We start from the raw sequence: 23,385 nt of genomic DNA on the forward strand, positions 1-23,385 counted from the left end.
CCGCCTCGGCCAGACAGATATCCACATCGTCCGGCAACGGCGCCAGCGCCAGCTCCTGCGCCGACTCACGCAGAGAACCCACCAACACCCACGACGACCGGCTCTTGTCCCGACCGGCACCGGACACGCCGCCGCTGGGGTCCTGGCTCGCATGCTCGCGGGCGGCTGAGCCCTCGGACGACCACAACGGCGAACCGGAAGTCCACCGATCCCACCAGCCGTCAGCGCTATCAGGGCTATCAGGGCTATCAGGGCTATCAGAGCTATTCGAACGACGAAGGCGCTCAGGATCAAAGTCGAACAGATCCACAGCACCTCCTCGCAAGATTCGAAAATATGTTTTAATTCTTCCTCGCCATCTCACGTTGAGCAACCGCGCGAACGCGATTTGTTGGAGCCACAGGCTTACGGGGTGGCGGACAGGAGATCGAGCAGGGTGTGGAACACGTTGGAGAGCGCGACCGCGACGAGGACGGGGATCACCAGGCCGAGGCAGAGAGCCAGAGCGCAGCCACGACCTCCGCCCATCGGGTTGGGAAGCGATTCCTGTGACTCCAGCCCATGCCATAGCGATCGGGGTTCGAGAAGGAGGAACAGCATCGCGCCCACCTCGCCCACCGTGAACAGCCAGAACCAGGCCCATCTGTTTCCGATCCTGGGCCGGGCTGTACCGATCATGATGAGGAGCGCGGCGACCCAGGCCCCGCCGACGAGCCAGGTCGCGCCGTGGAACGGCACACGGAACGGCCAGCCCGAGAAGAACCCGTCACGCGAGTGAGCGAGCCTGGCCTCCGGGCGGGGAACGGTGGCGTTCAGGTCGCGCAGGAGTTCGCGAGGGGTGTAGGCCCCGTTCTCGGAGCGCTCGGCGTGATACCAGAACAGAGGACCAGTCGACCACCGCAGATCCACCGGAGTGCCGTAGTAGACGACGTACGTGACCTGTCCGGTCCGGAGCGCCGTGTGGAAGTCGGCGAGGGTGCGCTCGCGCGGGGTCATGCTGAGCACGGTCACCAGAGCGCCCCACAGCAGCACGACGAGCAACGCCACGCGTACCCATAGCCCCGCGATTCGGTACGGAAGTCGCATGACGCGAGCTTCCCTCAGCGGGCCCGCGACGGCACCCCTCTTCCGAGAGAACGGCTACAGCCGGTCCTGGCGGGGCAGCACCACCTCGCGGGCCAGGAGGAGCAGGGCCGCCGCCAGCGGGATGCCGAGTAGGGCCCCGACGATGCCGAGCAGCGCCCCGCCGAGCAGGGCCCCGACGATGGTCGCCACGGGCGGCACGTCGACCGACGACTTGAACACCTTCGGGGAGATCCAGTAGTTCTCGACCTGCTGGTAGACGATGAAGAAGACCACGCAGGCGATGCCGGCCTGCACCGAGGAGAGGAAGCCCACCCCCGAGGCCACGACCGCGCCGATGACCGCGCCCACCAGCGGAATCAGGTCGGTGACCGCGACGAAGATGGCCAGCGCGAGCGCGTACGGCACCTTGAGCATGGCCAGGAACAGGTAGGTCACCACCCCGGCGATCAGCGAGATGATCAGGTTGCCCGCGACGTAGCCGCCGATCTGATTGATGATCTCGTCCCCGAGCAGGCGGACCCGCGTGCGGCGTGAGCGGGGCACGAACCGGTAGGCCGTCTCCTTGATGGAGTTGAGCGACCCGAGGAAGTAGAGCGTGAGCACGAGCACGGTGAAGGCGCTGAACAGCGCACTGATCACCACGCTCGCCACACCGAGGAGGCCGCCGAACATCTGGGTGGCCAGCCCGCCGCCCGCGACGTACTGCTGGATCTTGTCGAGGATCTGGTAGCGCTCGTCCACCGAGCGGATCAGCGGGTGGTTCTGGAGTTGCTGCACGTAGTCGGGCAGTTGCCGGACGAACCCGGTGGTCTGCTCGGTGAGCGGCGGCACGACCGCGAGCCCGAAGACCACGAAGAACGCGATGACCGACCCGAACACGATCGTGATCGCGAGGCGGCGGGACAGGTTGCGCCGCTGGAGCGCCTCGACCGCAGGGTTGAGGCCGATGGCCAGGAACAGCGAGACCACGATCAGCACGAGCGCCGAGCCGGCGCTGGCGATCGCCTCGACCAGGAGCCACGCGGTGAGCACGCCCAGGGCGCCGGTCAGGCCGAACATGAACGGGTTGCTCCGCAGTGGGCGTCCCGGCCTGCCGAACGGCTGATCGGAGCTCATGACACCGTCGCCGGCACCGTCGCCACCAGGATCTACACGCTCGACGCCCGGCCGGCTCACGCCCTCGGGGGACGGCTCGGGGGTCGCCGGGGAGCCGGTCGGCTCCGGCGCCGCCTCCCCCTGGCCGGGGAGCGAGGGGAACACGCTGGAGATGCCGCTTCCTGGGGATAGACCGCTGTCGGACACGCCCCCACTGCTGCCCAACCAAGGTCACTTGACACGGATTTATCCGGACAAGTCCTCCATATGGCGCTCAATTGCCCCGTTGACCTCGGCGCCCAGCAGCACGATCAGCGAGGAGAGGTAGAGCCAGAGCATGAGCACGGCCACGGCAGCGACCGCGCCGTACGTCTGGTTGAAGCGCCCGAAGCTGGTCACGAAGACCGACAGGCCCGCCGAGACCACCACCAGGGCGGGCATGGCGAGCCCCACCCCCCAGGGCACCGATCTCCACCGCGACTCCCTGCGGCTGCCGGGGACGAACCGGTAGAGCAGCACCAGTCCCGTCCCGATGAGCAGGACGAGCACCACCCAGCGCGCCACCGAGACGGCCACCCGGGCCACCCGGCCGAGGCCGAGGTGTCCCAGCACCACCGGGAACGCGGCGACGAGCGCCAGCAGAACCGACACTCCGGCGATCGCGGCGACCGTGTAGAGCAGCGCCAGCAGGCGGGTGCCGATGAGGCCATGGCTCTCCTGGCCTCCGTACACCGTGTTCAGGCCCCGCATGAGCGCCTGGACGGCCCTCGACGAGGCCCACAGCAGGCCGACGAGGCTCAGCGCGAGATTGGCGCTGAGCCCTTTCTCTCCGGTGCGCACCGCGGCGGAGAGCTGGGAGACCAGCAGGTGGGCGACCGGTCCGGGCAGTGGCCGGGTCAGCGACGCCAGTTGCCCGGCCGCCTCGCGAGGGTCGGCCACCAGCCCGTAGACCGACACCACGACCAGCAGCATCGGGAAGATCGACAGCGTGCCCCAGAAGGCGATGCCGGCGGCCAGCAGGGACAGCCGCTCCCGCTTCGCCTCCTCGCGCACCCGCCCGGCGATCCTCTTCCAGTCCTCCGCCGGCACTCTCATGGCCGGCGCGACGATCGGGCGGCCCGCAGCAGTGCGGCGCCCGTGAGATAGACCGGGAGCATCGGCGTGGACAGGCCCTCCGAGCCGGTGAGCGCCGCGCCGAGCAGGCCCGCGACGACCAGGCCGGTTCCCGCCAAGGTCGCGACCACCGTCCAGGCCCGCGCCCTCCCCGCGCCCGGCGCCGGGCAGGGGCCCCCGCGCCTCTCCACGAAAGCGAACACGGCGACGAGGCCCGCGAGGGTCGCCGTCAGGAACGCGAGCCAGGGCACGCGCAGGAGCAGCCAGGCGGCCGATCCTGGAGGCGGCTGCGGCAGCAGGCCGGTGACGTAGAGGGCGGGCACGGCGATCACGACCGCGGTCATGTGCCAGAGGAACACCGTCATGATCACGGAGTTGGCCGCGACGACGGCCGTCCACGGGCGCGTACGGCGCAGCATGCGCCCGCCACGCTCGTGCAGGAGCAGGGCCACCCCCGTCTGCGCGACCGCCAGGGCGAGCAGCGCCAGCGTCGGCGGCGAGGTGTTCTGCAGGCGGTCACCGGGATCGGCCACCATGCTCACCGGGTACGGCCCCGGAACGGTGAGCAGCACGAGCGCCGCCAGGCCTCCCGCGATCATGGGCACGGCCACGCGGGGACGGGCGGTCAGGGCCCCCTCCCGCCAGGCGATGCCGAGTTGGTAGACCGCCGCCCAGGCCAGCAGGTAGTTGGCCGCGACGAACACGGCCGGGCCGCCGAGCAGCCGCGCCGCGTCGCCGAACGCCACCATCACCGCGAGCGCGGCCGGCACCGCGAGGCCCGCCCTGCGGTGCAGCGCGAGCAGGATCGGGGTGAGCAGGACGACCGTGACGTACGCGATGAGGAACCACAGCGGCAGGCAGGCGAGCCAGACTCCCATGCCCACGATGGCGGGGTCGGCCCCCAGGAGGACCGCGAGCAGGGCCGCGCCGCTCAGCGTGAGCAGGAACGCCGTCGTGGGGCGGAGCAGCCGGTCGGTGCGGCACAGGAACCAGCCGATCGCGTCGCCGCCCCGCCGCCGGTAGGAGCCGAGCGAGGCGGCTCCCGCGAAGCCGCCCACCAGGAAGAACACCGGCATGACCTGGAACAGCCAGGTGAGCGGCCGGGCCCAGGGGACGAACGCGAGGACCGTGCCGCCGCCGACGCGATCGCCGTACGTCACGACGACGGCCAGCCAGTGCCCGAGCACCACCAGCGCGATCGCGACGGCGCGCAGCAGGTCGATGTGACGGTCGCGGCCGGGCGGCGTGCGTTCCGCCGTACGCCGCAGGGGCGTGAACATCTAGTCGCTCTGATGCTGCGGCTCGCTGATCTCCTTGACCACCGGCGTGAGCAGGTCGGCGGTGAGCTGGTGCATCTGGAGGAGCAGGTCGTCGATCGTCAGTATGCCGACCACGGCCCCCTCGGAGGCCACGGGGAGTCTGCGGAAGGAGTGGCGGCGGAACGTGTCGAAGGCCACCTCGACCTCGTCCTCCGCCCGCACCACCACCGGGTGTTCCGACATCACCCGGCCGACCGGCGTGTCCCCGTCCTTGTCCTCCTGAGCGAGCACGCGTATGGCGAGGTCACGGTCGGTCACTATGCCGGCGATACCGCGCCCCTCCGACACCACGACGCAGCCGACGCCCGAGTAGTCCATGTGCCGCGCGACGTCCCGCACCGGCGTGATCGGCGGGACGATGACCACCGGCGTGGACATGACTTCTTTGATCTTCATGGCCGGCTCTCCCCCTCGTACGGAAGTCCGCCCCGCTTGTGACCTTATGCCCTATTTATCCCCACAAGTCCGAATAAACGTGGAGGTGGAGGTGGTCCCCATGATCACGCTGAGCGTCATCAAGGCCGACACGGGGGGGTTCGTCGGCCACTCCGCCGTCCATCCCCGCCTGATGGCCGAGGCGAGGCGGGAGATCGAGCGGGCGAAGTCCTCCGGGCTCCTCATCGACGGCCACGTCGAAAGCTGCGGCGACGACATCTCGCTCATCATGACCCACACGTATGGCCAGGAGGCGGGGCTGATCCACTCCTTCGCCTGGGACACCTTCCAGACGACCACCCACCTCGCCAAGGAACTCGGCCTGTACGGCGCCGGCCAGGACCTGCTGTCGGACGCCTTCTCCGGCAACCTGCGCGGCATGGGCCCGGGCTACGCGGAACTGGAGTTCGAGGAGCGGCCGTCGGAGCCGGTCCTGTGCTTCCTTGCGGACAAGACCGAGCCGGGCGCGTGGAACCTCCCGCTGTACAAGATGTTCGCCGACCCGTCCAACACCGCCGGGCTGGTGATCGACGAGAAGATGCACGCCGGGTTCGCGTTCGAGGTGTACGACCTGCACGAGGACCGGCGCATCGTCTTCGACTGCCCGGCGGACCTCTACGACATGCTGATGTACATCGGCGCCCCCGCACGCTACGTGATCCACAGTGTCCGCTCCACGACGCTGGGCATGACCGCGGCGGCGACCAGCACCCAGCGGCTGTCGCTGATCGCCGGGAGGTACGTCGGCAAGGACGATCCCGTCATGATCGTGCGCTGCCAGTCGGGCCTGCCGGCCGTGGGCGAGGCGCTGGAGCCGTTCGCCTTCGCCTACTCGGTGGCGGGGTGCATGCGCGGTTCGCACCACGCGCCGCTGATGCCGGTGGCCACCGGGCAGGCGCATCCGTCGCGGTTCGACGGCCCGCCGCGGGTGGTCGCGCTCGGCTTCCAGATCAAGGACGGCCGGCTGATCGGCCCGCGCGACATGTTCGATGACCCGGCGTTCGACGGAGCCCGGCGGCAGGCCGTCGAGGTGATGGACTACCTGCGCCGCCACGGCTCGTTCGAGCCGCACCGGCTGCCGCTCGAGGACCTGGAATACACCACCATGGCCTCCCTCACCAAGCGCCTGGCACGCCGCTGGACGCCGATCACGACCGAGGTCGCGACCCCGGTCGGCGGCTGAAGAAGCTGAAGAAAGAGGTTCGTGATGAAGGCGTCGGTCGGCGACCGCCTGATCGTCGAGAGCATCCACCGGGGCAGGGCGGGCCGCATCGGGATCGTGGTGGCGCTTTACCACACCGACGGCTCGCCCCCCTACCTCGTGCGATGGCTCGACGAGGAGCGGGAGACGCTGTGCTTCTTCCCCGGGCCCGACGCCCGTGTCGAGCACTACTGGGAGCGGTTCCCGGAGAGCCCCTGACCACCCAGCAGGTCGCGCACCTCGCGCGGAAGCTGACCGAGCGCGTGGTCGACCACCCCCGGCGTCAGCTCCTCGTACATCACGGCGGTCACCGCCTTGGCGAGTTTGGGCACGTCGGCGTTGGCGACGCGGCCGGTGGCGGCGAAGTGGGCGGTGAACTCCTCGCGGTCCCGGCGGATCGGCACCGCCGCGGGGTCCCAGCCGTTGTAGTAGATCCCGCGCAACAGGTCGGGCAGTTGCGCGGCGAGGTGCGCCGCGGCGGGCACCGGGAGGCCGTCGCGCACGGCGTGCAGCCAGGTCCGCAGCACGCGGTGGGCGAACTCCCGGTCCTCGGTGCCGATGGCCCCCGCGAGGGCGGCCAGCCACCGGTTGGTCGTCTGCATCGTGTGGTCAAGGCTGTGCACGTGGTGGGTGGTGGACATCACGTCCTCCTCCGCTAACAGTCACTCCATCCCACGCTGCGCACCCGGGCGCGCCCTCTACCAGGGCCGATGGTCCCTATTCTGCGGCGAGCCGCAGACACTCGACCACGTCCTCGTCGCTCGCCTGGGTGAAGTCGTCGTACCACGCGCCGATGGCGTAGAAGTGGTCGGGCGTGTCCAGGCAGACGACCTCGTCGGCGTCCCTGCGCAGGCTCGCGATCGTCTCGGGGGCGCCGACCGGCACCGCGAGCACCACCCGGGAGGCTCCGTGCGCGCGGGCCACCTGGCAGGCGGCGCGGGCCGTCCCGCCCGTCGCGATCCCGTCGTCCACCACGATCACCGTACGGCCGGCCAGGTCCACCGGCTCGCGGCCGCCCCGGAAGCGGCGGGCGCGACGCTCCAGCTCGGCCCGTTCGCGCCGCTCCACCTCGGCCATCTCGGCGCGGGTGATGTTGGCGAGCCGTACGACGTCGGGGTTCAGCACCCGCACCCCGCCCTCGCCGATGGCGCCGAAGCCCAGCTCCGGCTGGTACGGCACGCCCAGCTTGCGTACGACGATCACGTCCAGGGGGGCGCCGAGGGCCCTGGCCACCTGGAACGCCACCGGCACGCCCCCTCGCGGCAGCCCGAGGACGACCGCGTCCTCCGTCCACGGGAGGCCGCGCAACCGCTCGCCCAGGCGCAGGCCGGCGTCACGACGATCGACGAACACGACAGTCACCCCTGCCCTTCACCCCTGTCTTTCACCGTCGGCCTCCGCCGTCGTCCGCGGTAGGGCCGAAGGGCCCGGGGAAGACTTGGAGCATGTCCAATCCCGGAGAGATCGACGAGCTGAAGGCCAGGCTCGACGCGACGGAACGGCAGGTGCGCACGCTCGCCGAGGCCGTCCGGGCGCTGGCGGGCGGCCTGGAGGGCGGGCCGCTGGAGGAGGCCGGGCATGCCCGGCCCGAGCACGCGGCCCGGCTCGCCCACGAACTGCTGCTCGCGGCCGGCCTGATCCAGCCGAAAGAGAGCGAAGGCCCATAGACTGTCGCCGTGACCTCGACCGACCCGGCCCTCGACGGGGAGCTTCCGCGTCAGAGGCTGACCGTGGCCGAGATCGCCCACCTGGCGGGGGTGTCCGCGCCGACCGTGTCGCGGGTGCTCAACGGGCATGCGGGAGTCGCCCTGGCCACCCGGCAGCGGGTGGAGGCGGTGCTGCGGGAGCACGGCTACCGGCGCCGCGACAGCGAGCCCGCCGCGATCCTTGAGCTGGTCTTCCACGCCCTGGAGAGCCTGTGGGCGCTGGAGATCATCCAGGGTGTCGAGCAGGTCGCACGGGAGCGCGAGCTCGCGGTGGTGCTGACCGAGATGCAGGGCCGGCTCACCCCGGGCAGGGCATGGACCGAGCAGGTGCTCGCCCGCCGTCCCACCGGCGTCGTGGCGGTCTTCTCCGAACTCACCGTGCAGCAGCAGTCGCAGCTCGCCACCCGCTCGATCCCCCTGGTCGTGCTCGACCCGACCGGCGAGCCGCTGCACCAGACCCCGTCGGTCGGCGCCACCAACTGGACCGGCGGGATGGCCGCGACCCGCCACCTGCTCGACCTCGGCCACCGACGCATCGCGATGCTGAGCGGGCCGACGCAGTGGCCGTGCTGCCGGGCGCGGCTCGACGGCTACCGCGCCGCGATGGACGCGGCGGGCGTGCCCGTGGACCCCGCGCTCGTGCGGGTCAGCACCCTCTACGTGGAGGGCGGCCTGCGTGACGGGGCCGAACTGCTGCGCCTGCCCGATCCCCCGACCGCCGTCTTCACCGCCAACGACCTGCAGGCGCTCGGCGTGTACGAGGCCGCCAGGCGGGCCGGGGTGCGCATCCCCGAAGACCTGAGCGTCGTCGGGTTCGACGACCTGTCGTTCACCCAATGGGCCGGGCCGCCCATGACGACCGTACGGCAGCCGCTCGTGCAGATGGGGGCCGCCGCCGCGCGGATGGTCCTGGCCCTGGCGGACGGCGAGCGGCTCGAACAGCACCGGGTCGAGCTCGCGACCACCCTCGTCGTACGGGAGAGCACCGCACCGCCATCCCGATAACAGTACTTTTGGCTGGTTCTGCGCAGGCGGCCGATCTCGTAGCCTCGCTGCTGTGCGTGTAGGGGGATGGGCGGCCGACGTCGGACTGGGCGCCGTGTTCGCCGCGGTGCTGGCCTTCTGGGGTTCCCGGATCGCCGACAGCTGGGGCGGCGGCTACTGGCGATTCGACTGCGCCGCCGGAGCGGTGGTGTGCGTGATCGCCCTGGTACGCCGGTTCGACCCGGCACGGGCGGCCGCGGCCGGTCTGGCCGTCGCCGCGACCGCCGTCCTGGCCGCCAGGTTCGCCGATCTGCCCAGCGAGCCCGGTCCCGGGATGGCCCTCGGCCTGGCCGTGCTGGTCGGGGCGGCGGTCAAGGCGCTGCCGGTCCGTGCGGCCTGCGGCGTGGCGGCCGGTGGGCTGGCCGTGGCCGCCGGCAGCCTGTTGACGGCGCACACGCTCGCCGCCGGGGTGCCCTCGGTCACCCTGATGAACGTCCTGGCCTGGGCCGCCGCCGTCGTGGCCGGGCTGTGCCCGCGGCTGCTCGACGCCCGCAGGCGGGCCGTCGCCGAGAGGGTGCGCCGCGCGGAACGGCTGAGACTCGCCCGCGAGTTGCACGACGTCGTCGCCCACCACGTCACCGGCATCGTGGTGCAGGCCCAGGCCGCCCGCCTGGTCGCGCGCAAGAGCCCCGAGAAGGCGGGCGACGCCCTGGCCGAGATCGAGGCCGCCGGGTCCGACGCGCTGGGCGCGATGCGCCGCGTCGTCGGCCTGCTCCGCGACCCGGACGAGCCCGCCACCCCCGCGCCCGGCGGGCTGGGCGGGCTCGGCGAGCTGGTCGGGCGCTTCGAGGCGGGCGGCCGTGCGGTGCGCCTGCGGCTGCCGGGCGAGGAGGAGACGGCGACGTGGCCGCCCGAGGTGGCCGGCACGGTCTACCGGGTCGTCCAGGAGTCGCTGACCAACGTCTCCCGCCATGCCCCGAGTGCCCGTTCTGTGACGGTCAGCGTGGAGCGGAACCGCGAGACGCTCACCGTCGAGGTCGCCGACGACTCGCCCCGGGGCCCCTCGCGGCACCACCAGCGCGGCGGGTATGGCCTGATCGGGATGCGCGAGCGGGTCGAGGCCCTCGGCGGCACGCTGCGCGCCGGGCCGCGTCCGGTGGCAGGTTCGGAGTCCGGCTGGTCGGTGCTCGCCACCCTGCCCGTCCCCCTGTCCTCGCCCTCGCCTTCGTGGGAGCGGGCACGCCGATGACGATCAGGGTGTTGGTGGCCGACGACCAGGCGATGGTCCGCGGCGGCCTGCGGCTGATCCTGGAGGACCAGCCCGACATCGAGGTGGTCGCCGAGGCGGCCGACGGCGCCGAGGCCGTGGAGGCGGCCCGGCGGCTGCGGCCCGACGTGTGCCTGGTGGACGTGCGCATGCCCCGGCTCGACGGCATCGAGGTCACCCGCGCCCTGGCCGGGCCGGGGGTCCCCGACCCGCTGCGGGTGGTCGTGGTCACCACGTTCGACCTGGACGAGTACGTCTACGGCGCGCTGCGGGCGGGCGCGACCGGCTTCGTCCTGAAGGACTGCGGCCCCGCCCTGCTCGTGGAGGCCGTGCGGGCGGCCCACCAGGGGGACGCCCTGGTCTCCCCGTCGGTCACCCTGCGGCTGCTGCGCCACCTGACGGCTCGTCTTCCGGACTCCGGCCGGGTGGACCATCCGCTCTCGAACCGGGAGTTGGAGGTCGTCCGGGCCGTCGCCCGGGGCCGTACGAACCAGGAGATCGCGGCAGAGCTGTTCATCTCGCTGAGCACGGTCAAGAGCCACGTGGCCGGCATCCAGGCCAAGCTCGGCCTGCGCAACCGGGTCGAGGTCGCCGCCTGGGCCTGGGAGAACCGCATCGCAGGCGGCGGGTAGCCGAACCTGGCCGCATCCCCGGCCGTCGTACTCCTCAGAGCTCCTCAGAGCTCCTCGGAGGAGTACGGAAGGAAAGCCGATGATGATACGCCTCGTGGTGGCGGCGGCCACGGTGACGCCGGCGCTCGCGGCACCGGCCCCGGTCTGGTCGTACGCCGACCTGCCCCCGCACAAGGGCTACGACCGCATCGACCTCGTGGCGGCGGCCGGCGCACGGGACATCTGGGCGGTGGGCACCCAGGATCGGTACGTGCGCGGGGTCAAGAGGACCTACAGCGGTAAGGACGGAACCCAGACCCTGGCGCACTTCGACGGCATGACGTGGCGGCGGGCCGCTCTGCCGCCACACGGCACGATCCGGTCTCTGTCCGCCGCCCCGTCGAGCGTCTGGGCGCTGACGTCAGCGCACGACGGGGACGAGGTGGTGCGCTGGGACGGCCGCCGGTGGCGGAGCGTGCCGCCGCCGGCGCCCGGCGCCACCGAGATCGCCGCCACCTCCGGCGGGGGCGCCTGGCTGGCGACGTGGACCAGGGACGAGAGCAGGCTGCTCCGCCACGACGGCAGGGCGTGGCACACCATCCCGTCGCCGAAGGGACTGGCGGTCACCGACATCCTCGTACGCGGCGGACGTGACGTCTGGGTCGGCGGCTGGCTGAGGTCGGGCAGGCCCGGCGCCCAGAACGAGGCCCCCGCCCTGCTGCACTGGGACGGACGGTCGCTGCGCCGGATCACGATTCCGGCGAAGGTCTTCCCGCACGGGATCGCCTATGGGGCGAGCCAGGTGAAGGACATCGTGGTCGCGGGCCCGGGGGACGTCTGGGTGACCTGCTATGACCTGGACAGTGGCCCGGAGGACGCCATCGCGTTGCGGTGGCGGGGCAAGACCTGGAGCAGGGTGACTCCGCCGGCCCGCACCGCGTCCCTGCACGGCCTGGTCGACGACGGCGCCGGCGGCGTGTGGTTCGACTACGGGCTCGCCGAGCCGATGTGGCACCTCCCCGGTGGTCGGATCAACAGTGGCCGAAACAAGGGACGGTGGTCGAAGACGGAGGCGCTCCGGCCGCCGTCCGGGCGGGAGTTCGGCGGCTACGGCGCCGGCGAGGACATCGCGCACATTCCCGGCACGACCCTGCTCATCCGCGCCGGGGCGTCATCCATTCCGGACGTGGGCGAGGACGCCGCGGCGACCACCGCCTCCTACAACTCCACGGATGGATTGATCGTCGCGGGCCCGGAGGCCTCCTGACACACCAAAAGCCGGACATTAACTACCAATATGTGTTATAGCACCCTAATCGGGCAGAAGGGAGGCAGCCGACTCAAGGAGGGTGGCAGCATGGCCGTCAGCGGCATCATCTCCGCCATAATCATCGGACTCATCATCGGCGCCCTCGGCCGTCTGGTCGTGCCCGGGCGCCAGGCCATCCCTATCTGGCTGACTGTGATCATCGGTATCATCGCCGCCCTCATCGGCACGGCGATCGCCCGGGGCCTCGGAGTCGCCAACACTCCCGGCGTCGACTGGCTGGAACTGATCATCCAGGTCGTCCTCGCCGCCGCCGGCGTCGCCCTGGCCGCGGGGGTGTACCACCGCAGAAGCGTCGGTTAGGCCCCTCACCCCGCCGATGGCCCCGGCACGTCCGGGGCCGATCGGCATGTCCGGACTGTAGTGGTCTTTACGAAATCACCGACATCTATTGATTCCCCCCGTCACGGCTCGGCGTACGGTCGTTAACCAGGGGATTTCCTGCAGGGAAGACGCGACCCGGGGGAAGTGGTCCGCGATGGACCAGGCGGTCCTTGCACGTGTTCCGGAGGTGTTCGCTCGTCGTGTGGGGCCGGCGCTCGGCCTGGCCGACGAGGCCGACGTGGTGGCCAGGGCCTGCCACGCGATGGCGACGCGCTTCCACGGCGGCGGCAGGCTCATCGTCTTCGGCAACGGCGAGGCGGCCACCGACGCCCAGCACATCTCCGTGGAGTTCGTCCACCCGGTGATCGTGGGCAAACGGGCGCTGCCGTCGTTCTCGCTCACGAGCGACGTGGCGACGATCACGGGGGTGGCCGCGACGGCGGGCCTGGACGAGGTCTTCGCGCACCAGCTTCGCCGTCTCGCCGCGCCGCGGGACATCGCGCTGGGCATCTCGCCCGATGGGGGCTGCGTGAACGTGCTCAGGGGCCTGGAGACGGCGCACCGGCTCGGCCTGCTCACGCTGGCGCTGACCGGCGGTGACGACGGCGGCCCGATCGGACGCAGCCCGGCCGTCGACCATGTCCTGATCGCCCGCTCCGCCGACCCCCGTGTGGTCAAGGAGGTGCACGTCACCACCTACCACATCCTCTGGGAGCTGGTGCACGTGTTCTTCGAGCAGCCCGGCGTGCTGGATCCGAGGGTCATCCCATGAACTGCCACGACGAGACCTGCATCACCTGCTCGGATGAGGCGGTCGCGGTGACCGTCGTACGACTTCTGGAGCGGGACCTCGCCCTCGTCGACACCGGCCGGGGCCGGGAGGTGGTCAGCGTCGCCCTGGTGGAGACCGAGCCCGGCGACACCGTCCTGGTCCACGCCAAGGAGGCCATCGCGGTCGTGAGGGAGGTGAGGCAGTGAGCGACATCGAGGCGCTGTACCCCTTCCTCTACTCCGGGTCCACCGACCTCGACGCGGTCATGACCTCCGTACGCCAGTCGACGGTGGAGAAGGTCGACGAGATCGTCACCCTGCGCCGGACGGTGCTGGAGCGCGACGGGGAGCGGATGGCCGCCTGCGCCGAGGCGATGGCGGAGGCGTTCGCGGCGGGGGCCCGGCTGTTCGCCTTCGGCAACGGGGGCAGCTCGACCGACGCCCAGGACGTGGCCACGCTCTTCATGAACCCGGGCCATATGAACGGGGGCACCGCGCGCCCCCTCCCCGCGTTCGCGCTCACGGCCGACATCGCGGTCGTGACGGCGCTGGCGAACGACATCGGCTTCGAGGTGGTCTTCGCCCGGCAGCTCGCCGCGTCGGCCTTCGCGGGAGACATCGCACTGGGCCTGTCCACCAGCGGCAACTCGCGCAACCTGATCGCCGCGTTCGAGGAGGCCGACCGGCGCGGCATGCTCACGGTCGGACTGGCCGGCTACGGCGGCGGCCAGATGGCCGAGCTCGGCACCATCGACCACCTGTTCGTGGTCCCCTCGGCCTCGGTCCACCGGATCCAGGAGGCCCAGACGACCGTCTACCACGCCCTCTGGGAGCTCACCCAGCAGGCCTTGACTCGCATGGAAGCTGGTGACGGCGATGACGGCGCCTGACGGACAGCCAGACGGACAGAAGGAGCCCGTCGTCCACATCCTGTGGATAAACGCCGGACTGAGCTGCGACGGCGACTCGGTCGCGCTCACGGCCGCGACCCAGCCGAGCATCGAGGAGATCGTGCTCGGCGCGCTGCCCGGCCTGCCCAAGGTCGCGGTCCACTGGCCGCTGATCGACTTCGAGTGCGGCCCGATGCAGGGCGCCGACACCTTCATCGAGTGGTACTTCAAGGCCGACCGAGGCGAGCTCGATCCGTTCGTGCTGGTCATCGAGGGATCGATTCCCAACGAGTCGATCAAGCGCGAGGGCTACTGGTGCGGGTTCGGCAACAACCCCGACACCGGCCAGCCGATGACGACCAGCGAGTGGCTCGACCGTCTCGCGCCCAAGGCGACCGCCGTGCTCGCCGCCGGCACCTGCGCGACGTACGGCGGCATCCACGCGATGGCGGGCAACCCGACCGGGGCGATGGGCGTGGCCGACTACCTGGGCTGGGAGTGGCGGTCGAAGGCCGGGCTGCCCATCGTCAACGTGCCCGGCTGCCCGATCCACCCGGACAACCTGTCGGAGACGATCCTCTACCTGCTCTACCAGCTCGCCGGGCAGGCGCCGATGATCCCACTGGACCACATGCTGCGCCCCACGTGGCTGTTCGGCCAGACCGTGCACGAGGGCTGCGACCGGGCCGGCTACTACGAGCAGGGCCAGTTCGCCACCGAGTACGGCTCGCCGAAGTGCCTGGTGAAGATCGGCTGCTGGGGGCCGGTCGTCAAGTGCAACGTGCCCAAGCGCGGCTGGATCAACGGCATCGGCGGCTGCCCCAACGTGGGCGGCATCTGCATCGCGTGCACGATGCCCGGCTTCCCCGACAAGTTCATGCCGTTCATGGACGAGCCGCCCGGCGCCCGCGTCTCCTCGACCGCGAGCGAGGCGTACGGCACGGTGATCCGCGCGCTGCGCACCATCACGTTCAAAACGGTCGACAAAGAGCCGAAGTGGCACAAGAAGGGCCGCGAGCTGCTCACCGGTTACAAGGCCCCCTGGAGTTAGCGATGACCCTGGAACGCGAACTGGTCGAGATGGCCTGGGACCCGATCACCAGGATCGTCGGCAGTCTCGGCATCTACGCGAAGGTCGACTTCGCGAACCGCGAGGTCGCCGAGTGCTACAGCACCTCGTCGGTGTTCCGCGGCTACAGCATCTTCATGAAGGGCAAGGACCCCCGCGACGCCCACTTCATCACCAGCCGCATCTGCGGGATCTGCGGCGACAACCACGCCACCTGCTCGGTCTACGCCCAGAACATGGCGTACGGCGTGCGCCCGCCGCACGTCGGCGAGTGGATCATCAATCTCGGCGAGGCGGCCGAGTACATGTTCGACCACAACATCTTCCAGGAGAACCTGGTCGGGGTCGACTACTGCGAGAAGATGGTCCGCGAGACCAACCCGGGCGTGCTGGCGCAGGCCGAGCGCACCGAGGCGCCGCACGCGGCCGACCACGGATATCGCACGATCGCCGACATCATGCGCTCGCTGAACCCGCTGGAGGGCGAGTTCTACCGCGAGGCGCTGGCGATGAGCCGCACCACCAGGGAGATGTTCTGCCTCATGGAGGGCAGGCACGTGCACCCGTCCACGCTCTACCCCGGCGGGGTGGGGACGGTGGCGACCGTGCAGGTGTTCACCGACTACCTCACCCGACTGACGCGGTACGTCGAGTTCATGAAGCGGGTCGTCCCCATGCACGACGACCTGTTCGACTTCATCTACGACGCGATGCCCGGCTACGAGCAGGTGGGCCGGCGGCGGGTGATGCTCGGCTGCTGGGGCAGCTTCCAGGACCCCGAGCACTGCGACTTCGACTACCGGAACATGAACGACTGGGGCCGGAAGATGTTCGTCAGCCCGGGCATCGTGGTGGACGGGAAACTCGTCACCAACGACCTGGTGGACATCAACCTCGGCATCCGCATCCTGCTGGGCAGCTCCTACTACGACGACTGGGCCGACAGGGAGCCGTTCGTCACCGAGGACCCGCTGGGCAACCCGGTGGACATCCGCCATCCGTGGAACCAGCACACGATCCCGCATCCGCAGAAGCGGGACTTCACCGACAAGTACAGCTGGGTGATGTCGCCGCGCTGGTTCGACGGGCGCAACCTTCTCGCGCTCGACACCGGCGGCGGGCCGCTCGCCCGCCTGTGGGTCACCGCCCTGTCCGGCCTGGTGGACATCGGCTACGTCCGGTCCACCGGCCACAGCGTGGAGATCAACCTGCCGAGGACGGCGACCCGGCCGGAAAAGACCTTCGAGTGGCGGATCCCCCAGCGGAACGGGGAACTGCTGTCCAACGCCATCGAGCGCAACCGGGCCAGGACCTACTTCCAGGCGTACGCCGCCGCGTGCGCGCTGCACTTCGCGGAGCAGGCGCTGGGCGAGGTCCGCCAGGGGCACACCCAGACGTGGTCGCCGTTCACCGTGCCCGACGAGGCGATCTCCTGCGGCTTCACCGAGGCCGTGCGGGGCGTCCTTTCGCACCACATGGTGATCAGGGACGGAAAGATCGCCAACTACCACCCGTACCCGCCGACGCCGTGGAACGCCAGCGTGCGCGACTTCAACGGCACCCCGGGGCCGTACGAGGACGCGGTGCAGAACACGCCGATCTTCGAGGAGAACCCGCCGGAGAGCTTCAAGGGCATCGACATCATGCGCACCGTCCGCAGCTTCGACCCGTGCCTGCCCTGCGGCGTCCACATGTACCTCGGCCGGGGCAGGCAACTGCGCGTGGTGCACAGCCCGCACGCGTTCACGGGGACACCATGACGTATGACGTGGCTGTATCGGGCGAGCGGATCGAGCGACTGCTCGGTGCGCTGGTGGGCTCGGAAGCGCGTGCCACGGCGGAGGAACTCCTGCGGGAGATCGTCGGCCTGTACGGCGCGGGCCTCGAACGCGTCATGGCGATCGTCACCGAGGCCGGGGCGGCCGGCGCGCTGCGCGATCTGGTGGAGGACCCGCTGGTCGCGGGCCTTCTCGTGCTGCACGACCTGCACCCGCTGACCACCGCCGAGCGGGTGCGGGCCGTGCTCGAGAGCCAGCCCGCCGAGCTGCTGAGCGTGGAGGGCGGCGTCGTACGGCTGCGCCTGAAGGGCGCCTGCGGCTGCCCCTCGTCGCGGATCGCCATCACCGAGTCGATCGAGCGCGCGATCGCCCGGGTGGCCCCCGAGGTGGCGCGGGTGGACGTCGAGAGCCCGGTCAGGGATACCGTGACACTCCTGCAGATCGGCAGGCGCCCGGCATGAGCACCGGCCTGCGCCGCTTCCGCGAACCGGCCCGAGCCGAGTCGGTGGAGCGGTGCGAGATGTGCGCCGAGCTCCTGGAGGGGGAGCACGGGCACGTCGTCGACCTGGAGACCCGGGCGCTGATGTGCGTCTGCCGGGGCTGCCGCCTGCTGTTCGTCCGGCCGGGCCAGGGGCGGTATCGCGCCGTTCCCGACCGCTTCCTCTACGCGCCGTCCTTCCGGGTCTGCCCCGCCGACTGGGACGACCTGGGCATCCCGGTGCGTACGGCGTTCTTCTTCCACAACTCCTCGCTCGGCCGGACCGTGGCCTTCTATCCCAGCCCGGCCGGGGCGACCGAGTCGCTGCTCCCGCTCGCGACCTGGGAGCGGGTGCTCGCGGCCAACCCGGCGCTGGCGGACGCCGAGCCCGACGTCGAGGCGCTGCTGGTGGACCGGGCTCCCGACGGGTCGTTCTCCTGCCATCTCGTGCCGATCGACGCCTGCTACCGGCTCGTCGGCCTCGTACGAATGCATTGGAAGGGCTTCGGCGGCGGGCGGGAGGCGTGGGAGGCCATCGACGGCTTCTTCGCCGCCCTGCGCCGGCGGGCCCGCATCGTTGAGAGGGGCTGAACTTGGACGGTGATCTCCGCTTCGACTGCCTGGACGCCCGGCCCGAGCCGTACGCGGCCTCGCCCACGCTCGTCTTCCGCCTGCGCGTCACCGACCCCTCCCCCGAGGGCGTCCACGCCATCGCGCTGCGCTGCCAGATCAGGATCGAGCCGCGCCGCAGGCCGTACGGGCCGCGGGAGGCGGCGCTGCTGGCGGACCTGTTCGGCGAGCCGGCCCGATGGGGGGACACGCTGCGGCCGGTGCAGTTCGCCATGGCGCAGGCGATGGTGCCCGCCTTCACCGCGAGCACGGAGATCGACCTGTCCGTGCCGTGCGGCTACGACCTGGAGGTGGCCGCCGGCCGATACTTCGCCTCGCTGGACGACGGCGAGATCCCGCTGCTGCTGCTGTTCAGCGGGACCGTGCTGGCCCGCTCCGGCGGCGGGGTGAGCATGCGGCAGATCCCCTGGCACTGCGAGACCCGCCACCGCCTGCCGGTCGCCGTGTGGCGCGAGACGATCGACACCGCCTTCCCCGGTTCCGGCTGGCTGCGGCTGCGCCGCGACACCGTGCGCGAGATCCTCCGCTTCAAGTCCGAACGCGTGCTCGCGACCGTCGACGAGGCGGTCGAGCTGCTCATGAAGGAGGCGGGCCGGTGACCGCGCCGATGGAGGCGGCCCGCCGCGTCGCGGACGCCGTGCTGTACGAGGGCTACCTGCTCTACCCCTACCGCGCCTCGGCCACCAAGAACCGCATGCGCTGGCAATTCGGCGTGCTCGTGCCGCCGAACTACCCCGGCGAGCCGTCGAGCAGCGTGACCGAGTGCCTGCTGGAGGCCCCCGGCGACGCCCAGCTCGATCTGCGCCTGCGGTTCCTGCACGTCAGGAGCAGGACGGTCGAGCGGGAGGAGGACGACGGCTACTGGCCCGTGCCGAAGCTGACCGTCGGCGGGCGCGACCATCTCAGCTTCGACGAGGCCACCGAGCGGGAGGCCCGGACCGCTGTGTCCCTGGCACACGTGACGGCCAGGCGGTGCACGATCGAGGTCCGGGTGCCGGGCGACCGGGTCATCGAGCCCATCGACGACCCCGGCGGCGAGCGGACCGGCCGGATCGTCTGCGAGCACCAGCCGCTCGACGCGGAGATGCGGATCTCCGCCGAACGGCTGCCCGGGCCGTACGGGCTGGTCCGCCTGCGGGTCGAGGTGGAGAACACGGCCCACTGGGAGCGGGCGGACGCGCCGCGCGAGGAGGCCCTGCGCCGCTCTCTGGTCGCCGCCCATCTGCTGATCGGGGTGAGCGGAGGGGCCTTCGTCTCGCTGCTCGACCCGCCGATGTGGGCCGAGGGCGCGGCGCGGCAGTGCCGCAACGAGAACACCTGGCCGGTCCTGGTGGGCGAGCCCGGCCGCCGCGACGTCGTACTGTCCTCGCCGATCATCCTGTACGACCACCCGGCCATCGCCCCGGAGAGCCCGGGCGACCTGTTCGACTCGACCGAGATCGACGAACTGCTCACGCTGCGCACGCTGACCCTGACCGAGGAGGAGAAGCGGGAGGCCCGGGTCACCGACCCACGCGCCGCCGAGATCCTCGAACGGGCCGCCGACCTGCCGCCGGAACTGCTCGAACGCCTCCACGGCGCCATCCGTCACCTGGAGGTCCCCGCCGGGACGACCCCGGAGGACGACGCCGTGACCGTGGCCGGGGTGCGGATCGCCAAGGGGAGCCGGGTGCGGCTGCGGCCCGGCCGCCGTCGCGCCGACGCGCACGACATGTTCCTGGCCGGGCGGACCGCCCGGGTCGAGGCGGTGTTCCTCGACCTGGACGGCCTGCGCCACCTGGCCGTCACGCTGGAGGACGACCCCGGCGCCGACCTCCAGCGCGAGCAGCGGCGGTTCCTCTACTTCGCACCGGACGAGGTGGAACCCGCATGAGAACCCTGGTGGCCGGCGTGGGCAACGTCTTTCTCGGCGACGACGGTTTCGGCGTGGCGGTGGCCCGCCGCCTCGCCGCCACCGGGGTGCCCGACGGGGTGGAGGTCGGCGACTTCGGCATCCGGGGCATCCATCTCGCCTACGAGCTGACCTCGGGGTACGACCTCACGATCCTCGTGGACGCGATCCCGGCGGGACGGAACCCCGGCACGCTGTCCGTCGTCGAACCGGCGCTCGAGTCCCTGACGCCGGCCCCCGGTGGATGTTTCGTGGACGCGCACGCGATGACCCCCGACGCGGTGCTCACGCTGGCCTCCGGCCTCGATCTCCCGCGGGGAGACAGAGTCCTGCTGGTCGGCTGTGAACCCGCCGACCTGTCGCCGGGAATGGACCTGAGCCCGCCGGTCGCGGCGGCCGTCCCCGAGGCCGCCAACCTCGTGCTTGAACTGATCGAGAAGGAGGCGGGGCCATGCTGAAACGCGCGGTCCTCGTGTTGCTGGCGGCCGGGGTGGCGGTGCTGGTCGTCCAGTCGCTGCCCGACATCCGGCGCTACCTGCGGATCAGAAGGATGTGACCCCGATGCACGAGTTCGGGATCGCCGAGGCCGTGGTCGACGCCGTCGAGCGCCGGGCCGACGGCAGGCGGGTGCGCCGGGCCCGGGTGCGGGCGGGCGCGCTGCTGCGCATCGCCCCGCAGGCCCTCGACCAGGCCTTCTGCCTGGCCTCCGCCGGCACGGTCGCCGAGGGCGCGACGCTCGACCTGGTCATCGAGCCCGTACGGCTCATCTGCCGGGGCTGCGGGCACTCCGCGATGTGCGCCGACCCGCTCACGATCTGCGGATTGTGCGGCGGGATCGACGTCGACACCGAGGGCGGGGACAGCCTCGTCCTCGAATCCATCCAGCTCGACCCCGACACCACTGCGGAGGCGTCCTATGTGCCTGGGCATTCCGGGCGAGATCGTGGAGATCCCGCCCGGCCAGACTGACCTCGCCAGGGTCGACGTGAGCGGGGTCCGGCGGGCCGTCAACATCGGCCTGCTCGACGGTCAGCCCCTGCGGCCCGGCGACTGGGTCCTGATCCACGTCGGCTTCGCGCTGTCGAAGATCGACGAGGCCGAGGCCAGGGCCGCGCTGGAGTTCCTGGAGGGCATCGGCCAGGCGTACGAGGACGAACTGGCGGCGCTGCGCGACTCGTCCATAGAGAGGTGAAGGACCCATGCGCTTCGTCGACGAGTACCGCGACGCGGACAAGGCGCGGGCGCTGTCCGCCAGGATCGCGAGCCTGTGCGAGCCGGGCCGGGCCTACAAGTTCATGGAGGTGTGCGGCGGCCACACCCACACCATCTACAAGCACGGGCTGGAGGACTACCTGCCCGAGACGATCACGCTGGTGCACGGCCCCGGGTGCCCGGTCTGCGTGATCCCGATGGGCCGCGTGGACGACGCGATCCACATCGCAGAACGGCCTGACGTGATCATGACGTCGTTCGGGGACATGATGCGGGTGCCGGGCGGGCGCGGGTCGTTCTTCGACTCCACGGCCCAGGGCGCCGACATCCGCATGGTCTACTCGCCGCTGGACGCTCTGAAGATCGCCCGGCGCGAGCCGGACCGCCAGGTCGTCTTCATGGCCATCGGGTTCGAGACCACCGCGCCGTCGACCGCCATGACCGTGCTGCGCGCGGCGGCCGAGGGCGTGCGGAACTTCTCGGTCTTCTGCAACCACGTGACGATCATCCCCGCGATCAAGGCCATCCTGGACTCGCCCGACCTGCGTCTCGACGGCTTCATCGGCCCCGGCCACGTCTCCACGATCATCGGCTGCCGGCCGTACGAGTTCATCGCCCGCGGCTACGGCAAGCCGCTGGTCGTGGCGGGCTTCGAGCCGCTGGACATCCTCCAGTCGGTCTACATGCTGCTGCTCCAGCTCGCCGAGGGGCGGTCGGAGGTCGAGAACCAGTACGCCCGGGTCGTGCCGTGGGCGGGCAACATCCGTGCCCTGCGGGCCGTGAACGAGGTGATGGAGCTGCGGCCCTACTTCGAGTGGCGCGGCCTGGGCTTCATCTCGCACTCGGCCCTGCGGATGCGGGAGAAGTACGCGGCGTACGACGCGGAGCGGCTGTTCGACATCCCCGGCAACCGCGTGGCCGACCCGAAGGCGTGCCAGTGCGGCGAGGTGCTCAAGGGCGTGCTCAAGCCGTGGGAGTGCAAGGTCTTCGGCACCGCCTGCACGCCGGAGACGCCGATCGGCACCTGCATGGTGTCGTCCGAGGGCGCCTGCGCGGCCTACTACAACTTCGGCCGCTTCTCCCGGCAGCGGGTGAGGGAGGCGACGCGGTGACCAGCCGCGAGGAACAGGTCCTCGAACGCATCGACCGCGCTCGGCAGCGGAAGGCCCGCGTGCGCGAGGAGCACATCACGATGGCCCACGGCGCCGGCGGCAAGGCGACCCAGACCTTGATCGAGGCGGTCTTCCTCGACGCGTTCCGCAACCCGCTGCTCGAGCCGCTCGAGGACGGCGCGGTGTTCGGCGCGGGCGGCGCGCGGCTCGCGTTCACCACCGACTCCTACGTGGTCTCCCCGCTGTTCTTCCCCGGCGGCGACATCGGCGACCTCGCCGTCAACGGGACCGTGAACGACCTGTCGGTGTGCGGGGCCCGGCCGCTGTACCTGTCGGCCGGCTTCGTCCTGGAGGAGGGCTTCCCGGTCGAGGACCTGCGGCGGATCAGCGCGTCGATGGCGCGGGCCGCCGCGGCGGCGGGAGTGTCGATCGTGACCGGGGACACCAAGGTCGTGCAGCGCGGCAAGGCCGATGGCTGCTACGTCACCACGGCCGGCGTGGGACTGCTGGAGCGGGACGCGCGTCTCGGCGTCGCGCACGCCCGTCCCGGCGACGCCGTCCTCGTCTCCGGCCCTATCGGCGAGCACGGCGTCACGATCATGCTGGCCCGGGGCGAGCTGGACATCGAGGCCGACGTGACGTCGGACACCGCACCGCTCAACGGTCTGATCGCCGCCCTCCTCCGGGACACGGGAGACGGCGCCGTACGGTGCCTGCGGGACGCCACCCGGGGCGGCGTCGCGACGATATTGAACGAGATCGCCCGCGCCTCCGGCGTCGCCCTCGTCGTCGAGGAGGACGCGGTGCCCGTACGGCCGGCCGTACGCGGGGCCTGTGAGCTGCTCGGGATCGACCCGCTCTACGTGGCCTGCGAGGGCCGGATGGTCGCGGTCGTGGCCGGGGACGCGGCCGGCGCCGCGCTCGCCGCGCTGCGGAGCCACCCGCTCGGCGAGGGCGCCGAGATCGTCGGCCGCGTCCGGGACGATCCCCCCGGACTGGTGCTGCTGAAGACCGCCTTCGGCGGCACCCGAATCATCGACGTGCTGGTCGGCGACCCGCTGCCGCGGATCTGCTGACCGGGAGGTG

30 protein-coding genes are annotated in these 23,385 nt (G+C 71.3%); 23 read left to right on the forward strand and 7 right to left on the reverse strand.

Annotated elements, in window-relative coordinates; genetic code table 11:
• Positions 1-405: 405 nt before the first annotated feature.
• The 5 genes from IL992_RS23635 to IL992_RS23655 form a co-directional block, all read right to left on the reverse strand.
• Entirely contained in the window at positions 406-1,086 is a 681-nt protein-coding gene (locus IL992_RS23635; protein WP_193205572.1) for a hypothetical protein, read from the reverse strand.
• A 54-nt stretch (positions 1,087-1,140) separates the two neighbouring features.
• Positions 1,141-2,202, reverse strand: coding sequence for an AI-2E family transporter (locus IL992_RS23640; RefSeq protein WP_193205573.1), 1,062 nt, complete (start codon positions 2,200-2,202; stop codon positions 1,141-1,143).
• Positions 2,203-2,427: 225 nt separating this feature from the next.
• Positions 2,428-3,276, reverse strand: coding sequence for a YihY/virulence factor BrkB family protein (locus IL992_RS23645; protein ID WP_193205574.1), 849 nt, complete (start codon positions 3,274-3,276; stop codon positions 2,428-2,430).
• A complete protein-coding gene (locus IL992_RS23650; protein WP_193205575.1) occupies positions 3,273-4,574 on the reverse strand; it encodes an acyltransferase family protein in 1,302 nt (433 codons plus the stop codon). The genes IL992_RS23645 and IL992_RS23650 overlap by 4 nt, the downstream gene beginning before the upstream one ends.
• Complete coding sequence (locus IL992_RS23655) at positions 4,575-5,009, reverse strand: CBS domain-containing protein (protein ID WP_193205576.1); 435 nt, start codon at positions 5,007-5,009, stop codon at positions 4,575-4,577. It abuts the gene before it with no gap.
• A gap of 100 nt (positions 5,010-5,109) precedes the next feature.
• Here IL992_RS23655 and fbp point away from each other — a divergent pair, with 100 nt between their 5' ends.
• Positions 5,110-6,231 (forward strand): fructose-1,6-bisphosphate aldolase/phosphatase, encoded by a 1,122-nt coding sequence (gene fbp, locus IL992_RS23660; protein ID WP_193205577.1) that lies wholly within the window; start codon positions 5,110-5,112, stop codon positions 6,229-6,231.
• A gap of 24 nt (positions 6,232-6,255) precedes the next feature.
• The gene (locus tag IL992_RS23665; RefSeq protein WP_079320260.1) at positions 6,256-6,468 is read left to right on the forward strand and encodes a DUF1918 domain-containing protein; all 213 of its coding nucleotides are present in this window, start codon (positions 6,256-6,258) and stop codon (positions 6,466-6,468) included.
• On the opposite strand, the gene IL992_RS23670 is transcribed toward IL992_RS23665, so the two are convergent.
• On the reverse strand, positions 6,438-6,890 hold the full coding sequence (locus IL992_RS23670; RefSeq protein ID WP_193205578.1) for a DUF2267 domain-containing protein: 453 nt from the start codon (positions 6,888-6,890) through the stop codon (positions 6,438-6,440). The genes IL992_RS23665 and IL992_RS23670 overlap by 31 nt on opposite strands.
• Before the next feature lie 76 nt (positions 6,891-6,966).
• Positions 6,967-7,602 carry a phosphoribosyltransferase gene (locus tag IL992_RS23675; protein ID WP_193205579.1) on the reverse strand — a complete coding sequence of 212 codons (636 nt, stop codon included), beginning with the start codon at positions 7,600-7,602 and terminating at the stop codon, positions 6,967-6,969.
• Between the two features lie 92 nt (positions 7,603-7,694).
• Here IL992_RS23675 and IL992_RS23680 point away from each other — a divergent pair, with 92 nt between their 5' ends.
• The 21 genes from IL992_RS23680 to hypE all read left to right on the forward strand — a co-directional run bounded on the left by IL992_RS23680 (position 7,695) and on the right by hypE (position 23,375).
• A complete protein-coding gene (locus IL992_RS23680; protein ID WP_193205580.1) occupies positions 7,695-7,916 on the forward strand; it encodes a hypothetical protein in 222 nt (73 codons plus the stop codon).
• 9 nt (positions 7,917-7,925) lie between these two features.
• Positions 7,926-8,960, forward strand: a complete 1,035-nt coding sequence (locus IL992_RS23685) for a LacI family DNA-binding transcriptional regulator (protein ID WP_193205581.1) — start codon at positions 7,926-7,928, stop codon at positions 8,958-8,960.
• Between the two features lie 52 nt (positions 8,961-9,012).
• The gene (locus IL992_RS23690; RefSeq protein WP_193205582.1) at positions 9,013-10,188 is read left to right on the forward strand and encodes a sensor histidine kinase; all 1,176 of its coding nucleotides are present in this window, start codon (positions 9,013-9,015) and stop codon (positions 10,186-10,188) included.
• Positions 10,185-10,838: a response regulator gene (locus IL992_RS23695; protein WP_193205583.1), complete on the forward strand. Its 654-nt coding sequence runs from the start codon at positions 10,185-10,187 to the stop codon at positions 10,836-10,838. Before IL992_RS23690 ends, IL992_RS23695 begins: the two co-directional genes overlap by 4 nt.
• A 79-nt stretch (positions 10,839-10,917) precedes the next feature.
• On the forward strand, positions 10,918-12,084 hold the full coding sequence (locus tag IL992_RS23700; RefSeq protein WP_193205584.1) for a hypothetical protein: 1,167 nt from the start codon (positions 10,918-10,920) through the stop codon (positions 12,082-12,084).
• A gap of 90 nt (positions 12,085-12,174) precedes the next feature.
• Entirely contained in the window at positions 12,175-12,447 is a 273-nt protein-coding gene (locus IL992_RS23705; RefSeq protein ID WP_193205585.1) for a GlsB/YeaQ/YmgE family stress response membrane protein, read from the forward strand.
• A 208-nt stretch (positions 12,448-12,655) separates the two neighbouring features.
• A complete protein-coding gene (locus tag IL992_RS23710; protein WP_319018771.1) occupies positions 12,656-13,240 on the forward strand; it encodes a D-sedoheptulose-7-phosphate isomerase in 585 nt (194 codons plus the stop codon).
• A complete protein-coding gene (locus IL992_RS23715) occupies positions 13,237-13,446 on the forward strand; it encodes a HypC/HybG/HupF family hydrogenase formation chaperone (protein ID WP_193205587.1) in 210 nt (69 codons plus the stop codon). The genes IL992_RS23710 and IL992_RS23715 overlap by 4 nt, the downstream gene beginning before the upstream one ends.
• Positions 13,443-14,129 carry a D-sedoheptulose-7-phosphate isomerase gene (locus IL992_RS23720; RefSeq protein ID WP_319018772.1) on the forward strand — a complete coding sequence of 229 codons (687 nt, stop codon included), beginning with the start codon at positions 13,443-13,445 and terminating at the stop codon, positions 14,127-14,129. The genes IL992_RS23715 and IL992_RS23720 overlap by 4 nt, the downstream gene beginning before the upstream one ends.
• Positions 14,116-15,180, forward strand: a complete 1,065-nt coding sequence (locus IL992_RS23725) for an NADH-quinone oxidoreductase subunit B family protein (RefSeq protein WP_193205588.1) — start codon at positions 14,116-14,118, stop codon at positions 15,178-15,180. Before IL992_RS23720 ends, IL992_RS23725 begins: the two co-directional genes overlap by 14 nt.
• A 2-nt stretch (positions 15,181-15,182) precedes the next feature.
• Complete coding sequence (locus IL992_RS23730) at positions 15,183-16,958, forward strand: nickel-dependent hydrogenase large subunit (RefSeq protein ID WP_193205589.1); 1,776 nt, start codon at positions 15,183-15,185, stop codon at positions 16,956-16,958.
• The gene (locus IL992_RS23735; RefSeq protein ID WP_193205590.1) at positions 16,955-17,437 is read left to right on the forward strand and encodes a NifU family protein; all 483 of its coding nucleotides are present in this window, start codon (positions 16,955-16,957) and stop codon (positions 17,435-17,437) included. The genes IL992_RS23730 and IL992_RS23735 overlap by 4 nt, the downstream gene beginning before the upstream one ends.
• On the forward strand, positions 17,434-18,045 hold the full coding sequence (locus IL992_RS23740) for a DUF5947 family protein (RefSeq protein WP_193205591.1): 612 nt from the start codon (positions 17,434-17,436) through the stop codon (positions 18,043-18,045). Before IL992_RS23735 ends, IL992_RS23740 begins: the two co-directional genes overlap by 4 nt.
• A 2-nt stretch (positions 18,046-18,047) precedes the next feature.
• On the forward strand, positions 18,048-18,683 hold the full coding sequence (locus IL992_RS23745) for a DUF6084 family protein (RefSeq protein WP_193205592.1): 636 nt from the start codon (positions 18,048-18,050) through the stop codon (positions 18,681-18,683).
• Positions 18,680-19,957: a hypothetical protein gene (locus IL992_RS23750; protein WP_319018773.1), complete on the forward strand. Its 1,278-nt coding sequence runs from the start codon at positions 18,680-18,682 to the stop codon at positions 19,955-19,957. The genes IL992_RS23745 and IL992_RS23750 overlap by 4 nt, the downstream gene beginning before the upstream one ends.
• Positions 19,954-20,433, forward strand: a complete 480-nt coding sequence (locus IL992_RS23755; RefSeq protein ID WP_193205593.1) for a hydrogenase maturation protease — start codon at positions 19,954-19,956, stop codon at positions 20,431-20,433. The genes IL992_RS23750 and IL992_RS23755 overlap by 4 nt, the downstream gene beginning before the upstream one ends.
• Positions 20,427-20,531 (forward strand): DUF6893 family small protein, encoded by a 105-nt coding sequence (locus tag IL992_RS48990; protein ID WP_404804785.1) that lies wholly within the window; start codon positions 20,427-20,429, stop codon positions 20,529-20,531. The genes IL992_RS23755 and IL992_RS48990 overlap by 7 nt, the downstream gene beginning before the upstream one ends.
• Before the next feature lie 5 nt (positions 20,532-20,536).
• Positions 20,537-20,944, forward strand: coding sequence for a hydrogenase maturation nickel metallochaperone HypA/HybF (locus IL992_RS23760; RefSeq protein WP_193205594.1), 408 nt, complete (start codon positions 20,537-20,539; stop codon positions 20,942-20,944).
• Entirely contained in the window at positions 20,919-21,167 is a 249-nt protein-coding gene (locus tag IL992_RS23765; RefSeq protein WP_319018774.1) for a HypC/HybG/HupF family hydrogenase formation chaperone, read from the forward strand. Before IL992_RS23760 ends, IL992_RS23765 begins: the two co-directional genes overlap by 26 nt.
• Before the next feature lie 7 nt (positions 21,168-21,174).
• Positions 21,175-22,299 carry a hydrogenase formation protein HypD gene (hypD, locus tag IL992_RS23770; protein WP_139579948.1) on the forward strand — a complete coding sequence of 375 codons (1,125 nt, stop codon included), beginning with the start codon at positions 21,175-21,177 and terminating at the stop codon, positions 22,297-22,299.
• Complete coding sequence (gene hypE / locus IL992_RS23775; protein ID WP_319018775.1) at positions 22,296-23,375, forward strand: hydrogenase expression/formation protein HypE; 1,080 nt, start codon at positions 22,296-22,298, stop codon at positions 23,373-23,375. Before hypD ends, hypE begins: the two co-directional genes overlap by 4 nt.
• Positions 23,376-23,385: the final 10 nt, after the last annotated feature.

It is taken from the genome of Microbispora sitophila, from assembly GCF_014892245.1.
In the GTDB taxonomy this organism is placed as follows: Bacteria; Actinomycetota; Actinomycetes; order Streptosporangiales; family Streptosporangiaceae; genus Microbispora; species Microbispora siamensis.